Annotated in this window: 13 protein-coding genes; 7 read left to right on the top strand and 6 right to left on the bottom strand. The window is 70.6% G+C overall.

The window, feature by feature from the left end; all coding sequences use genetic code 11:
* The first annotated feature begins 4 nt into the window (after nucleotides 1-4).
* From A37W_RS0110435 to A37W_RS0110445, 3 genes are read left to right on the top strand one after another with little or no spacing between them, the layout of a single operon-like run.
* A complete protein-coding gene (locus tag A37W_RS0110435) occupies nucleotides 5-847 on the top strand; it encodes an inositol monophosphatase family protein (protein WP_018302982.1) in 843 nt (280 codons plus the stop codon).
* A complete protein-coding gene (locus A37W_RS0110440) occupies nucleotides 844-1476 on the top strand; it encodes a dual specificity protein phosphatase family protein (RefSeq protein ID WP_018302983.1) in 633 nt (210 codons plus the stop codon). The genes A37W_RS0110435 and A37W_RS0110440 overlap by 4 nt, the downstream gene beginning before the upstream one ends.
* A complete protein-coding gene (locus A37W_RS0110445; RefSeq protein ID WP_018302984.1) occupies nucleotides 1473-3053 on the top strand; it encodes a metallophosphoesterase family protein in 1581 nt (526 codons plus the stop codon). The genes A37W_RS0110440 and A37W_RS0110445 overlap by 4 nt, the downstream gene beginning before the upstream one ends.
* Here the strand turns inward: A37W_RS0110445 and A37W_RS0110450 are convergent.
* On the bottom strand, nucleotides 3050-4078 hold the full coding sequence (locus A37W_RS0110450) for a LacI family DNA-binding transcriptional regulator (RefSeq protein WP_018302985.1): 1029 nt from the start codon (nucleotides 4076-4078) through the stop codon (nucleotides 3050-3052). The two genes, A37W_RS0110445 and A37W_RS0110450, sit on opposite strands and share 4 nt — an antisense overlap.
* 113 nt (nucleotides 4079-4191) lie before the next feature.
* Here A37W_RS0110450 and A37W_RS0110455 point away from each other — a divergent pair, with 113 nt between their 5' ends.
* Complete coding sequence (locus A37W_RS0110455) at nucleotides 4192-5862, top strand: Na/Pi cotransporter family protein (protein ID WP_018302986.1); 1671 nt, start codon at nucleotides 4192-4194, stop codon at nucleotides 5860-5862.
* A 67-nt stretch (nucleotides 5863-5929) separates the two neighbouring features.
* The gene (locus A37W_RS0110465) at nucleotides 5930-6637 is read left to right on the top strand and encodes a phytase (RefSeq protein ID WP_169337576.1); all 708 of its coding nucleotides are present in this window, start codon (nucleotides 5930-5932) and stop codon (nucleotides 6635-6637) included.
* 238 nt (nucleotides 6638-6875) lie between these two features.
* On the opposite strand, the gene A37W_RS0110470 is transcribed toward A37W_RS0110465, so the two are convergent.
* Genes A37W_RS0110470 through phnD form a run of 5 tightly spaced genes read right to left on the bottom strand, consistent with a single transcriptional unit; the run spans nucleotide 6876 to nucleotide 11226 of the window.
* Nucleotides 6876-7772 carry an HAD-IIA family hydrolase gene (locus tag A37W_RS0110470; RefSeq protein WP_018302989.1) on the bottom strand — a complete coding sequence of 299 codons (897 nt, stop codon included), beginning with the start codon at nucleotides 7770-7772 and terminating at the stop codon, nucleotides 6876-6878.
* Entirely contained in the window at nucleotides 7769-8563 is a 795-nt protein-coding gene (phnE, locus tag A37W_RS0110475; protein ID WP_026198423.1) for a phosphonate ABC transporter, permease protein PhnE, read from the bottom strand. Before phnE (A37W_RS0110475) ends, A37W_RS0110470 begins: the two co-directional genes overlap by 4 nt.
* 44 nt (nucleotides 8564-8607) lie before the next feature.
* On the bottom strand, nucleotides 8608-9408 hold the full coding sequence (phnE, locus tag A37W_RS0110480; RefSeq protein ID WP_018302991.1) for a phosphonate ABC transporter, permease protein PhnE: 801 nt from the start codon (nucleotides 9406-9408) through the stop codon (nucleotides 8608-8610).
* Nucleotides 9405-10184 carry a phosphonate ABC transporter ATP-binding protein gene (gene phnC / locus A37W_RS0110485; RefSeq protein ID WP_018302992.1) on the bottom strand — a complete coding sequence of 260 codons (780 nt, stop codon included), beginning with the start codon at nucleotides 10182-10184 and terminating at the stop codon, nucleotides 9405-9407. Before phnC ends, phnE (A37W_RS0110480) begins: the two co-directional genes overlap by 4 nt.
* Before the next feature lie 55 nt (nucleotides 10185-10239).
* The gene (gene phnD / locus A37W_RS0110490) at nucleotides 10240-11226 is read right to left on the bottom strand and encodes a phosphate/phosphite/phosphonate ABC transporter substrate-binding protein (protein WP_018302993.1); all 987 of its coding nucleotides are present in this window, start codon (nucleotides 11224-11226) and stop codon (nucleotides 10240-10242) included.
* 136 nt (nucleotides 11227-11362) lie between these two features.
* On the opposite strand from phnD, the gene A37W_RS0110495 reads away from it, so the two are divergent.
* Complete coding sequence (locus tag A37W_RS0110495; protein WP_018302994.1) at nucleotides 11363-12145, top strand: DeoR/GlpR family DNA-binding transcription regulator; 783 nt, start codon at nucleotides 11363-11365, stop codon at nucleotides 12143-12145.
* 198 nt (nucleotides 12146-12343) lie between these two features.
* On the top strand, nucleotides 12344-13366 hold the full coding sequence (locus tag A37W_RS0110500; RefSeq protein ID WP_018302995.1) for an ABC transporter substrate-binding protein: 1023 nt from the start codon (nucleotides 12344-12346) through the stop codon (nucleotides 13364-13366).
* The last annotated feature ends 3 nt before the right edge of the window (nucleotides 13367-13369 follow it).

Genomic DNA, 13369 nt, shown 5'->3' on the forward strand with positions numbered 1-13369 from the left:
CCGCATGACCTCATCCTCCGCCGACGCCGACCTCGATGCCCGCGCCGCTTTCGCCCGCAATCTGGTGGAGAGCGCCGGGCGCATCGCGCTCGACGGGTTCCGTCGCCGCGACCCGGCCGAGATCGCGATGAAGGGCGCGCAGGACTTCCTGACCGAGACGGACGCCGCGGTGGAGGCCCATGTGAAGGCGCGCCTGGCCGAGGCCTTCCCCGAGGACGACGTCCTGGGAGAGGAGACCGGCGGCGCCGTCACCGGCCGCTCGCTCTGGGTCGTGGACCCGATCGACGGCACCGCGAACTTTGCCCGAGGGATCGCGCATTTCTGCATCGCGCTCGCCTATGTCCGCGACGGGGTGACCGAGATCGGCGCGATCCTGTCGCCTGCCACGCGGGAGCTGTGGTTCGCCCGCCGCGGGCAGGGCGGCACCTGCAACGACGTGTCCCTTCGCGTCGCCGGCACCCGCGACTTCCCCGCCGCCTGCCTCGAGCTCGGCTGGAGCAACCGGCGCCCGCTGCAGAGCTACATGGACGCGATGTCCCGCCTGCTCGCCCGGGGCGCCAACATCCGCCGCGCCGCCTCGGGGGCGCTCGGCCTCGCCTATGTCGCCGACGGGCGCTCGGACGGCTACGCCGAGCTGCACATGAACGCCTGGGACTGCCTCGCCGGGCTTCTCATGGTCGAGGAGGCGGGCGGCCGCGTCAGCGCGCTCCCCGAGGACGGGCTGGGGCAGGGGGGCGCGGTGCTCGCCGTCGTTCCAGCGCTGGCCGAGGCGGTGAGCGAGGCCACAGGCATCGCACTCTGTCCCGAGTCGCTTTCCGACGCCACACGCACGAGGCTGACCGCATGAACACCAACGTCTCGCCGGAGTCGCTGCACTACGACCGCCCCGACATCTCCCTGATCGAGGAGCGGCTGGAGCCCTATAGCGTCGCGCTCTACGTCGGCGGGCGCGAGGGGGCGTCGAACCTCGATCTGCTGCGGAAGCACGGCATCACCACGGTGGTGAACTGCGCCGTCAACTTCGACATCAACCTAGTGCAGGAGACGGACCCGGATTCGGACCCGGCGAACCTGCCCTGGGGCCATGGCGCGGTCCGCTACTACAAGCTCGGCCTCGTGGACGGCCCGGGCAATGCCGAGACGATGATGCTTGCCGGCTACTACCTCCTGCGCGGGGCGCTGTCGCAGGTGCTGCCGGAGCGGGCGAGCTATCCTACGCGAGAACGGGGGAACGTGTTGGTGAACTGCCGCGGCGGGCGGAGCCGGTCGGTGGCGCTGGTGGCGCTGCTGCTGCATCACGCGATGCCGGACAAGTATCCGAGCTACGACGCCGCCCTCGCCCATGTCCGCGAGGCGCGGGAGCTGCGGCCGGACGAGTGGAACTCCGCCCCGAAGCCGATGCTGGTGAACGCCGCGAAGAAGGCTTCCGAATGGATCGACCGGATCGGACACGAGGACCCAGCCGCGCCCCGATGATCCGCCTCGCCGTCCTCTCCGATCCGCACCTGCACGACACCTCCTTCGGCACCGCGACCGAGGGTCTCGTCGTCCGCAGCCTCGCCGCGAGCCTGCATTCCACCCGCATCTTCAACGAGAGCGAGCCGGCCCTGCGCGAGGCCTTGCGGCAGATCGCGGCGGAGCGGATCGGCCTCTGCCTGATTGCGGGCGACCTGACCGACGACGGCCAGCCGGCGAACTGGGCCGCGGCGGCGGCGCTACTGGCGGAGCATGCGGAGCGGCACCGGACGCGGTTCCTGCTCTGCCCCGGCAACCACGACCAGTGGGGCATCGCCGGGAAGCCCCTGGTGAAGGAGGTGGTCGACGCCGCCGGCCGGGTCCACCGCCTGACCGGGCCGAGCGTGGAGCCCGAGGCCGGGACAGTGCCCTGCCCCGGAATGCGGATGTCGAGTTATGCCGAGGCCATGGGCCATGCCCGCGCGCTCGGCTACTTCCGCGACCCGCGCGACCTTCACTGGGAAAGCCCGTTCGGCCCCTCCGACCGGATCGAGGACCGCGAGGTCGCGATGACCTCGCCCCGCGGCGACCGGGCGCTGGTGTTCGACGCCTCCTATCTCGTCGAGCCGGTGGCCGGCCTCTGGATCCTCTCGCTCGATGCCAACTGCTACCTCCCCGACGGCCGCGGCGGGATGACCGACCGCAGCCCCGAGGGCTGGTCGGCCGCGCTGCGGTTCAAGCCGCACCTGCTGCCCTGGATCGCCGACGTGGCGGCCCGCGCCGGACGGCTCGGCAAGCGGCTGGTGGCGATGTCGCATTATCCGATGGTCGACGTCTTCGGCGGCACGATCCCCCAGCTCGACCGGCTTGGCAGGCGCCGCGCCGGGCGGCGACGAATGCCGGAGCCGGGGGAGACAGCGGCCCTCGCCGCGACCGGTCTCGGGCTGCATTTCAGCGGGCACTGGCACGTCGATGCGACCGCCGCCTGCGCCGGGCTGGTCAACGTCTCCGTCCCCTCGACGGTCGGCTTCCCGGCCGGCTGGAAGCTGGTGGAGCTGGGCGAGGGGGTGCGGTTGACGGACCGTCCGCTTGGGGAGGCGCCGGGCTGGAACGGCTGGCACGACCGGTATCACGCCGAGGCCGCGGACCGCGACATCCCGGCGCTGGCGGCGCCGGACTATACGGGGTTCCTGTCGGCACATTACATGGCGATGGTGCTCGAGCGCCGGCTCGAGGAGGACTGGCCGCCGCGGATGCGCGCGCTGCTCGACCTGCCGCTCGGGGCGTTGCCGGAGCGCTTCGGCGAGACCGCGGCGCAGGAGCCGGGCGACCTGCCGCTGCGCGAGATCTTCCTCGACTGGTATCGCCTGCGCGAGGCCGGCGGCGGCCCCGCTGCGGGGCTGAGCGAGGAGCGGTGGCGGCTCTGCGCCGCGCTCGCCCGCCGGTTCGGCGCCGTGGACGCGGACGGGGACGCGGGTTCGGAGGCCGCCCTGCTCGCCGTCTTCTTCCGCACGCTCGGCGCGCATCTGGCGGCGGGCGAGGCCGGGATGCGGGCGCGCGCGGAGCTTGCCGAACCCGGCGGGGTCGCGGCGTGCTAGGCCATCCGCACCGAACTGCGCCACACGGGCAGCACCTCGAGCACCTCACTGTGGCCGACCTCGTCCGAGGTCAGCACCGCGGCGATCCTCTCGGCAAATTCCTCGATCGGCTGGCGGAAGGTGGTGAGCTCGTAGGAGGTCCAGCTCGCCTGCGGCACGTCGTCGAACCCGATGACGCAGAGATCCTCGGGGATGCGCCGGCCGAAGACGTGACGCGCGGCATCCATGAACCCGAGCGCGAGCAGATCGGTGACGCAGAACACCCCGTCGGGCGGCGCGGCACGGCCCAGCAGCAGGCGGGCCGACTCCGCCCCGGTCTCGTAACTCGTCGGACCCGCTCGGGTCAGGTCCAGCGTCAGTCCCGCCGCCTCCGCGGCGCGGGAGAAGGCGGCCTCGCGCGACAGGAGGCTCGTGGTCCGTGCACGGGACGAGACGCAGGCCACCCGCTCGCAGCCCGCGCGGCGCAGCAGCGCCAGCGCCTCGACGCAGGCGCGGTCGTTGTCGACCCGCAGCCGGTCCACCCCGGGCGCCTCGTCGTCGCGGTTGACCAGCACCACCCGCTGCCCGTTCGACAGGCAGGTCTGCACCAGCTTCTCCGACGGCGTACCAGTCAGCACCACCGAGGCCTCGGCTCGGTAGTGCAGGCTCTGACGCAGGGCGTGGGACACCGAGTCGCCGTCGCCCGCCGTGTTGATGACCATCGCCACCTTGCCGCGCAGCTGCAGGTGTCGCGTCACCTGCTCGAGCATCCGGGCCTGGAACGGCTGGCCGATGTCAGCGGCGATCAGGCAGACGATGTCCGACGGCTCTCCGGTCAGCCCGCGGGCGAGGTGGTTGGCGTGATAGCCCAGCTCTTCCGCTGCCTTCATCACCTTACGGCGGGTGGCGGCCGAGACGCTGCCGGCCCCGGAGAAGGTGCGCGACACCGCGGAGCGCGACACGCCCGCCCGCTCGGCCACGTCGCCCGCGCTGACGAACGAGCCGCGTTCGGGACGGTCCGGGCGGCTGTTGGCGGGATCATCCATGAAATCGCTCTGCAACCCGTTGCTGCCGTTTGCTGCCAGACGCATAACGGCTGGATTGGCCGGTCTCAAGACGCCTCGCGTCGCAGGCACGACCGGGGGCTAGGAGGCCGGAGTTGGACGCAACAATAGGTCTGATCAACCTGCTCGGCGCCGGTGCGCTGATCCTCTGGGGGCTCCGGATGATCAAGTCCGGGATCCTCTCGGGCTTCGGCGCCTCACTCCGGCAACTGATCGCGAAATGGACTGGCAACCGGGTCGTCGCCACGCTGACCGGGCTGGTCACCACGCTGGCAGTGCAGTCCTCGACCGCCACCGCGGTGATCGCCGGCAGCTTCGTCGCGCGCAACCTCGTCGGGCCGCGGATGGCGCAGGCGGTGCTGCTGGGCGCCAACCTTGGCACCGCGATCACCGCTGCTGTGCTGGCGCACGACCTGCACTGGCTCGCGCCGATGCTGGTCCTCGCCGGCGTCATTACCGACGGCCGCAGCCGGATGGCGCGCGGCAAGGGCGTCGGCAAGGCGCTGATCGGGCTCGGTCTGATGCTCTTCGGGCTGGAGCTGCTGGGCGGCGCGACCGAACCGCTGCGCGAAAGCCAGGTGATGACTGCAATCCTCGCCGCGCTGGCCGACGGGCCGGTGTTCGGGCTGATCCTCTCGGCCGGGCTCGCCTTCCTGTCCTCCTCCAGCCTCGCCGTCGTACTGTTCGTGTCGATGCTGGCAGCCACCGGCAGCGTCTCGCCCGCACTGGCGCTGGTGCTGGTCGCCGGGGCGAACCTCGGCGGCGCCATCCCGCCCTGCCTCGCCGTCGCGGCCGAGGGGATCGCGGCGAAGCGGCTGACCCGCACCAACCTCGCCGTGCGCGCGGCGGGGGCGCTGGCCGTGCTGGTCACCGCCGGAACGCTGGGTCCCGAGTTCGCGGCGCTGCTGCCGCCCGGCACGCGCTTTGCCATCGCCGCGCATCTGGCCTTCAACCTGGTCCTGCTCGCCGTGTTCATGCCGCTGCTCGGCCCGCTTGACCGGCTGGCGCAGCGCGTCTGGCCCGATCCGGAGGCCGCGTCCCGCCGGGTCTCCTACCTCGACAAGAGTGCGTTCGACACGCCCAGCCTCGCGCTCGCCGGTGCCGCGCGCGAGACGCTGCGGATCGGCGACACCGTGGCCGCAATGATGGAGCGGAACCTCAAGGCGCTGCAGGTCGACGACCCCGGCGCGCGCGAGGCAACGTCGGATCTGGACGACCAGGTCGATGCGATGCTGTCGGACGTGAAGCTCTACCTTGCCCGGCTCGCCCGGGGCGAGCTGAACGATGCCGACACTCGCCGCGCGAACGAGATCATGTCTTACGCAATCAACCTCGAACATGTCGGCGACATCCTCGACCGCGACCTCGCCGAAATGGCCGAGAAGAAGATGGCCCGGCAGGTCCGGTTCTCGGTCCAGGGCGAGGAGGAGATCGCCGAGCTCTACCGCAAGACTATCCTGAACCTCGAACTGGCGCAGTCGGTATTCCTTTCGCACGACGTGGCGCTGGCCCGGCGGCTGATGGCCGAGAAAGTCCACGTGCGGCGGATCGAGGAGGCGTCGCAGCGCCAGCATCTCGCGCGGCTTCAGGCCGGCCGGCCCGAGACGCTGGCCTCGACGACCCTGCACCTCGACATCCTGCGCGACCTCAAGCGGGTGAACGCGCATATCGCCTCGGTGGCCTACCCGATCCTCGCCGAGGCAGGAGAGCTGACCGAGAGCCGCGTGGTCTCGATCCGGAAGGCGGAGACGGCGCAGACCGGTTGACTCCACATAATTGCAGGTGCCTCGGCGCGGCGGCGCTCTGCCTGCCGGGTCACGCAGAGGCGCAGGAGTGGACGGTGGGCGAGGTGACGGCCACGCTCCAGACCCCCTTGCTGACCGACGAAGAGGACTGGATGCCGATGCCTACGATCCGGCGATCTGGGTCTCGCCCGACGACCCGGCTCAAAGCCTCGTCGTCACCGCAGTGAAGAACGGCGGGATCCGGGTCTACGGCCGCGACGGGTCGCTGATCCAGACGATCCCGCCGATCGAGGACAGCTGGATCAACAACATCGACGTGGTGTACGACGTGCCGATGGCCGACGGGACGACCGCCGACCTCGCCATCGGGGCCGACCGGGGGCGCGACTACGTGCGGGCCTACCGGATCGACCCGCCGTCGAGCCAGGGCGGCGCCCATGGCGAGGCACCGACCTACGACGACGCGCCCTATGACGACAACTTCGTGGTGTTCTCGGTCGACGAGGGGATCGAGCCGCTCGGCGCGTTCCGGATCGTCGGGACGGACGAGATCGACGGCGTGCAGGAGAGCGACGGCGACGGCGTGATCTCGGTCGCGCTGCCGGGCTTCCCCAACGGCGTGTTCATCACTCAGGACGGCTATGCCGGCGACTTGAACGACCTCGACGGAGAGACCGCGGCGACCAACTTCAAGTTCGTCAACTGGGCCGCCATCGCCGAGAGCTTCGACCCGCCGCTCATGGTCACCCCCGCGAGCTGGGACCCGCTGGCTGAGCACGGTCGCCCGAGCGGTTAGCGATCCGATAACCTATCGGGCGGATGATACGGTGTCGGCAGAGAACAATAACGCGCCGGCACACATCACTTCCCGTGAGAGTGGGTCAGTGAATGGCCATCGCGATCCGGCGGATCGTGGGGGCCGTATCCCGTTCTGTCGGACCTCATGGCCGCTCCTCTTGCGGGTTCGGGACGGGTCGTGTCCCGATGCCTGACGGAGGAAGCTGAACGAAAGGTTGACGAGGGGCGGGGCCGGGTCAGATCGTCTCGAGGGTCCAGTCCGGGACGATGCCGGAGCGGGTGATGGCGCCGTCCACATCCGCCCCGGCGAGCGCGCCCCATCGGGTAACGAGCGCGGAGCGGAAGCCCATGGCCCGGCCGCCGAGAATGTCGGTCTGCAGCGTGTCCCCCACCATGAGCACCCTGTCCGGCGTTACTCCGGTGCCCGCCAGGGCGCGTTCGAACACCGGGGCGAAGGGCTTGCCGAAGAAATCCGGCGCGACGCCCGTCCGGTGGGCGAGGCGGTGCGCCCAGTGCCCGGGCTCGAGGCTGAGGCCGCCCTCGCGCGGGGCGACGATATCGGGGTTGCCGACGAGGACGGGGCGGGGGCGGTCGCGGAGCGCGGCCTCCAGCCGCTCCTGGCGCGCTTCGGTCCAGCCGTCGGCGCCGAGGAGGAGGAAGGCTCCGGCCTCCCAGCCCTCCGGGTCCTCGCCGAGGAGCGTGTGGTCGAGGTCCTCTAGCTCCTCGGCCCCGTGCACGGGCGAGAGCATCACGCCCCAGCGCTGGCGCGGCAGGGTGGCCAGATGGGCGAGCGCGGCGTCGCGGCTGGAGACCACCTCGTGGGCCGCGAAGTCGAAGCCTAGGCTGCGCCAGCGCGCCATCATCACCCGCTTCGGGTAGCCGGCGGAGTTGCTGACGACGCGGACCTGCCTGCCCTCGGCCCGCAAGGCCGCGACCCGCTCCGCCGCGCCCGGCACCGGCGCCTCGCCCACGTTCAAGACGCCGTAGGCGTCGAGCAGCACCAGCTCCGCCCCCTCCGCCGCCTCCGACAGGTCGGCGGCAGCACGGGGCGTCACACCGCCGAAATCGGCCGAGGGCAGTCGCCCGCGCACCGCCTCGTAGGCGGCGAAGGCCCAGTCGGGATCCGGGGTCACAGGATGCGGCGGCGGAGCCAGGCCGAGACGATCTCGCCCAGGATGACCAGCGCCACGATGGCCAGCAGGATCGTGGCGACCTCGGGCCAGCGGAAGGTGTCGATGGCGCCCTGCAGGATGATCCCGATTCCGCCCGCGCCGACGAGGCCGAGCACGGTGGATTCGCGCAGGTTGATGTCCCAACGCAGGATCGCGACAGCCCAGAAGGTCGGCATCACCTGCGGCACGATGGCGTAGAGGATGACCTTGAAGCGCGTGGCGCCCGTCGCCTCCAGCGCCTCGACCGGCCGTTTGTCGATCTCCTCGATCGCCTCGCCGAGGAGCTTACCCACGAAGCCGATGGACCGGAACATGATCGCGACGATCCCCGCGACGGCGCCGGGGCCGAAGATCGCGACGAAGAGCAGCGCCCAGATGATCGTGTTGATCGACCGCGACGAGACGAGGATGAACCGCCCCAGCCAGAGCGTCGCCCGGTTCGGCGTCGTGTTCTGCGCCGCCAGGAGCGCGACGGGGAGCGAGACGACGACGGCGATGGCCGTCGCCACGGTCGCGATGTTAACGGTGTCAAGCAGGACCCGCAGGATGGCCGCGAGGTTCGAGGCGTCCGGCGGATACATTCGCCCGAACAGGTCGCCCATCTGCTGCGGCGCGTCCCAGACCCAGGCCCAGATCACCTCGATCGACGAGATCGACCAGGCGATAGCGAGGGCGCACAGCAGCATCACCACCCAGCGCTGCATCTTCTGCCGCGGGGAGAAGCGGCTCCAGTCGTCGCGCAGGTGCGCCATGCCGGGCGTCGCGGGCGCGGGATCGCGCAAGGTGTCCTGCAGGCTCACAGCCGCTTCCTGATCTGACCGGAGACGGCCTCGGAGACGAGGATGACGCCGACGATGACCATCGTGATAGCCAGCGCGAAGTCGTAGTCGTAGCGGCCGAAGGCGTTGGCGAGGGTCGATCCGATCCCGCCCGCGCCGACAATCCCGACCACGGCCGAGGCGCGCAGGTTGGAATCGAGCTGGTAGATCGTCAGCCCGACCTGCCGCGGCAGGATCTGCGGGAAGATCGCGTAGACGAGGGTGGAGAGGTAGGGCGCCCCGGCGGCGCGCATCGCCTCCACTTGGCCCCAGTCGATCTCCTCGATCCGCTCGGCCAGCATCTTGGCGACGAAGCCGATGGAATAGATGATCAGCGTCAGCACCCCGGCCAGCGGGCCGAAGCCCACCGCCTTGACGAAGATGATCGCGACGATGACGGGGTGGAAGCTGCGCGCGACGATGATGATCCCGCGGCCCAGCCAGAAGACGGGCAGGGGCACGATGTTGCGCGCGGCCATGAAGGCGATGGGGATCGACAGAAGGACCCCGCCGAAGGTGGCGAGGATCGCGATCTTGAGGCTCTCGAGAAAGCCGTCGATCAGCAGGCCCGACCGCTCGAACGAGGGCGGGAAGGCGCCGCCGAAGATGCGGCCGGCGCGGGACAGGCCCTCGGAGACGCGGTTCCAGTCGACCGGCAGGGTGCCGATCACCCAGGCGAAATAGGCGGCGACGGCGAGAAGCAGGCCCCAGCGCAGCGCGGGGTTCGCAATGAAGGGCGGCTTGCGCCAGTGGTCGCGGGGGGCGGCGGCGTCGCTCACGACGCCTCCTTCAGGCCGGCGCCCGCGCGGTCGGCGGCGGGGCTGCCGGAATAGATCGCTTCCATCGCGTCCTCGGTCAGCGCGGCAGGGGCGTCGTCGAAGATGATCCGCCCGTAGCGCATTCCCACGATCCGGTCGGTATACTGCTTCGCCTCGGTCACGTTGTGGATGTTGATGAGGACCGGCAGCTTCAGCTCGCCCGCGAGGTCCCGGAGGAGCTGCATGATCTGTTCGGACGTCTTGGGGTCGAGCGAGGCGGTCGGCTCGTCGGCGAGAAGGATCTCGGGCTGCTGCATCAGCGCGCGCACCACGCCCACGCGCTGGCGCTCGCCGCCCGACAGGCCGTCGGCGCGGTTGTCGGCGTAGTGCGCGATGCCCACCCGCTCCATCAGCTCGAAGGCGCGGCGGATGTCCTCCTTCGGATAACGGCGCGAGACCGCGGCCCAGGTGGAGAGGTAGCCCAGCCGGCCGGACATGACGTTCTCCATCACCGTCAGCCGGTCGACGAGGTTGAAGGACTGGAACACCATGCCGATCCGCCGCCGCGCCATCCGCAGCTCGCGGCCGCGCAGTTTCGTCAGCTCGGCCCCGTTCAGCACGATGGAGCCCGAGGTCGGCTCCACCAGCCGGTTGATGCAGCGCAGCAGCGTCGACTTGCCGGCCCCGGACGAGCCGATGACCGAGACGACGGTCTCGCCCTCCACCGTTAGGTCGAGGTTCTTCAGCACCGGCTCGCCCGAGCCGTAGCGCTTCACCAGGTCGGTGATCTTCAGCATGTGGATGTCCCGTTCCGGCCCGGGCGTCGCCGCCCGGGCCGCGTTGGCGCGCGGATCACTCCGCGGCGAGGCCCTCGGGCGTGTACTCGACGCCGTTCGCTTCCTGGATCTGGCGGATCACCTTCCAGTCGTCCTGGTAGGTGATGGGCACGAACTGGCTGACGCCCGTGAATTCCTCGCCGAGCGCGGTGCCGGTGAAGTCGAACGAGAAGAACGCCTCCTCGATCAGCGCCTTCAGCTCGGGCGTGAGGTCGTGCGCGTAGGTGTAGGAGGTCGTCGGGAAGCGGTCGCTCTCCCACACGATGCGGACGTCCTCGGGATCGTAGAGGTCCCGCTCGGCCATCCGCTCCACCACTTCCGAGGCGACGGGCGCGGCGTCGTAGTCGCCCGCGACGACGCCCAGCATCGACTGGTCGTGGCTGCCCGAATAGATCACCTCGTAATCCTCGTCCGGCGTCACGCCGAGATCGGGGAACAGCGCCCGGGGCGCCAGGTTGCCCGAGTTCGAGGTGGGCGAGGTGTGGGCGACGCGCATCCCCGCGAGGTCCGCCATCTCCTGAATCTCGCTGTCGGCCTGAGTGTAGACTTGCAGCGTGTAGCCGAAGCGCCCGTCCTCGGACCCCATGATCGCGAACGGCACCGCCCCCGCGAGGTTCACGGCGTAGGGCGTCGGCCCGGTGGAGAAGCCGGCGATGTGCAGACGGCCCGAGCGCATCGCCTCGACCTCAGCCGAGTTGGACTGGACGGCGAAGAACTGGACGTCCCGGCCCGTCACCTCCTCGAGGTGGGCGATGAAGGGCTCCCAGATGTCCTCGTAGATCGCCGGATCCTCGACCGGCGTGTAGGCGAAGACGAGCGTGCCGGGATCCTGCAGCAGGCTCTCGTCGGCCGGCGCGTCGGCGACGAGGTCGCCGTCGGCGTCGCAGTACATCGCGTCGAGATCGCCCTGGTTGGCGCAGTCCTGCGCGAAGACGGAAGCCGGCAGGACGGCGGCGAGAATGGCTGCGGCGGCCACCGACGTGCGGCGGTTGGGGTCGAGCATGTGGATCCTCCCTTGGGTGATCCGGTGGGTCCGGATCGTGGTCTTTGCAGGGATACGAGCACTCCTTGTGGGGATTTGCAATGAAACTGTCGCGCGGATGTGGGATATGCCTCGCAAGTACCGGCGAGGACCGACGATGGACAGCGGCATCAGATTGAGGAAGGCGGATCGGCGCGACCGGATCCTGGCCGAGCTGCGGCTCTCGCCGCACCTGCGCTCCGCCGACCTCGCCGAGCGATTCGGGGTCAGCGCCGAGACCATCCGCCGCGACGTCGAGGCGCTGGAGGCCGAGGGGCGGCTGGTCCGCGCCCATGGCGGCGTGACCGCGCTGCCCGGCGGGCGGCCGGACCTCGCCGAGCGCAGCCGCGAGCGGCTGGTCGAGCGGGAGCGGATCGGGCGGACGGCGGCGGCGCTGGTCGTGCCGGGCCAGACCCTGATGATCGACGCGGGCTCGACCACGCTGCAGTTCGCCCGGCACCTCGCATTCCGCGGGATCGCGGTGACGGCGGTCACCAACTCGCTCTCGGTCGCGCTAGCGCTGGGGCGGGGCGGAGCCGCGCGGATCGTGCTCTGCCCCGGGGACTACCTGCCGGGCGAGGAGGCGGTGGTGGGGGCCGAGACGGTGGCCTTCCTGTCGGAACGGGCGGTGGACGTGGCGGTGATCGGGGCGACCGCGCTCGACGCGCGGGGGGCGAGCGAGGCGGTGCCGGGATTCGCTGCGGTGAAGCGGGCGATGCTGGCGCGGGGGCGGCAGGGCCTGTTGCTCTGCGACGCGGCCAAGTTCGGGCTGAGGCGGCTGGAGCCGGTGGCGCCGCCCGGCGGCATCAGCGGGCTGGTGGCCGACCGGGCGCCGCCGCCCGACCTGTCCCGCGCGCTCTCGGAAGGCGGCTGCACCGTCCATGTCGCGGAGCCGGGCTGAGGGCCCGCGCCCTCGCGAGGGCGCGCCCGTAGGCTTTGATCCGGACCGCACATAGGTTCATCTCTTCGCCGCATCGCGGCACGACGGCGCGCGCCGCACCCGCGATTCGCAAGCCTTGACAGGGCATATTCGACCTCCGATGCTGTGAAAACGCTTGCAACGATCTGCCCCCCAAAGGGCGGACAGGGAGGATACCCAATGAGAAATATTCCGATCGCCCTCGCGGGCGGTGTGGCGACTCTCGCCGCCGGAGCGGCCGGAGCGCAGGAGCTCAACCTGATCTGCTCGGCCGATGTGGTGGTCTGCGAGCGGCTGGTAACCGAGTTTGAGGCGAGCCACGACATTGCCGTGAACATGGTCCGGCTGTCTTCGGGCGAGACCTATGCCAAGATTCGCGCCGAGGCGCGCAACCCGCAGACCGACCTCTGGTGGGGCGGCACCGGCGACCCCCACCTGCAGGCCGCTGCCGACGGGCTGACCGCCGAATACCAGTCGCCGATGCTGGAAGAGCTGCAGGATTGGGCCGTGCGCCAGGCCGAGATCTCGGACTACCGCACCGTCGGCGTCTATTCCGGCGCGCTCGGCTGGGGCTACAACACCGAGATCTTCGAGGAGAAGGGCCTGACCCCGCCGCAGTGCTGGGCAGACCTGCTGAACCCCGAGCTAGCGGGCGAGATCCAGATCGCCGATCCGAACTCCTCGGGCACCGCCTATACCGCGCTCGCCACGCTGGTGCAGATCATGGGCGAGGACGAGGCCTTCGAGTACCTCCGCGCGCTCGACGCCAACGTCTCGCAATACACCAAGTCGGGCTCGGCCCCGGTCAAGGCCGCGGCGCGGGGCGAGACTGGGCTCGGCATCGTGTTCATGCACGACGCCGTGGCGCAGGCCGAGGAGGGCTTCCCGATCGAGGTGGTCGCCCCCTGCGAGGGGACGGGCTACGAAATCGGCTCCATGTCGCTGATCGAGGGCGCGCAGAACCCCGACGAGGCGGAGGTCTTCTACGACTGGGTCCTGGGTGCCGACGTGCAGTCCATCATGCCCGAGGCCGGGTCGTTCCAGATCCCGTCCAACGTCAACGCGACCCCGCCCGAGGCGGCGCCGGATCTCTCGGAGATCACCCTGATCGACTACGACTTCGCGCAGTACGGCAGCACCGAGCGGCGGACCGAACTGCTCGCGCGCTGGGACGACGAAGTCGGCGGCGTGGGCGTCGAATGAGTG

The organism is Wenxinia marina DSM 24838, assembly GCF_000379485.1.
In the GTDB taxonomy this organism is placed as follows: Bacteria; Pseudomonadota; Alphaproteobacteria; order Rhodobacterales; family Rhodobacteraceae; genus Wenxinia; species Wenxinia marina.

Coding starts and splice junctions, on each gene's coding strand:
- A37W_RS0110495 (WP_018302994.1), top strand. CDS start 11,363: ATGGACAGCGGCATCAGATTGAGGAAGGCGGATCGGCGCGACCGGATC.
- A37W_RS0110440 (WP_018302983.1), top strand. CDS start 844: ATGAACACCAACGTCTCGCCGGAGTCGCTGCACTACGACCGCCCCGAC.
- A37W_RS0110445 (WP_018302984.1), top strand. CDS start 1,473: ATGATCCGCCTCGCCGTCCTCTCCGATCCGCACCTGCACGACACCTCC.
- A37W_RS0110450 (WP_018302985.1), bottom strand. CDS start 4,078: ATGGATGATCCCGCCAACAGCCGCCCGGACCGTCCCGAACGCGGCTCG.
- phnD (WP_018302993.1), bottom strand. CDS start 11,226: ATGCTCGACCCCAACCGCCGCACGTCGGTGGCCGCCGCAGCCATTCTC.
- A37W_RS0110435 (WP_018302982.1), top strand. CDS start 5: ATGACCTCATCCTCCGCCGACGCCGACCTCGATGCCCGCGCCGCTTTC.
- phnC (WP_018302992.1), bottom strand. CDS start 10,184: ATGCTGAAGATCACCGACCTGGTGAAGCGCTACGGCTCGGGCGAGCCG.
- phnE (WP_026198423.1), bottom strand. CDS start 8,563: ATGGCGCACCTGCGCGACGACTGGAGCCGCTTCTCCCCGCGGCAGAAG.
- A37W_RS0110500 (WP_018302995.1), top strand. CDS start 12,344: ATGAGAAATATTCCGATCGCCCTCGCGGGCGGTGTGGCGACTCTCGCC.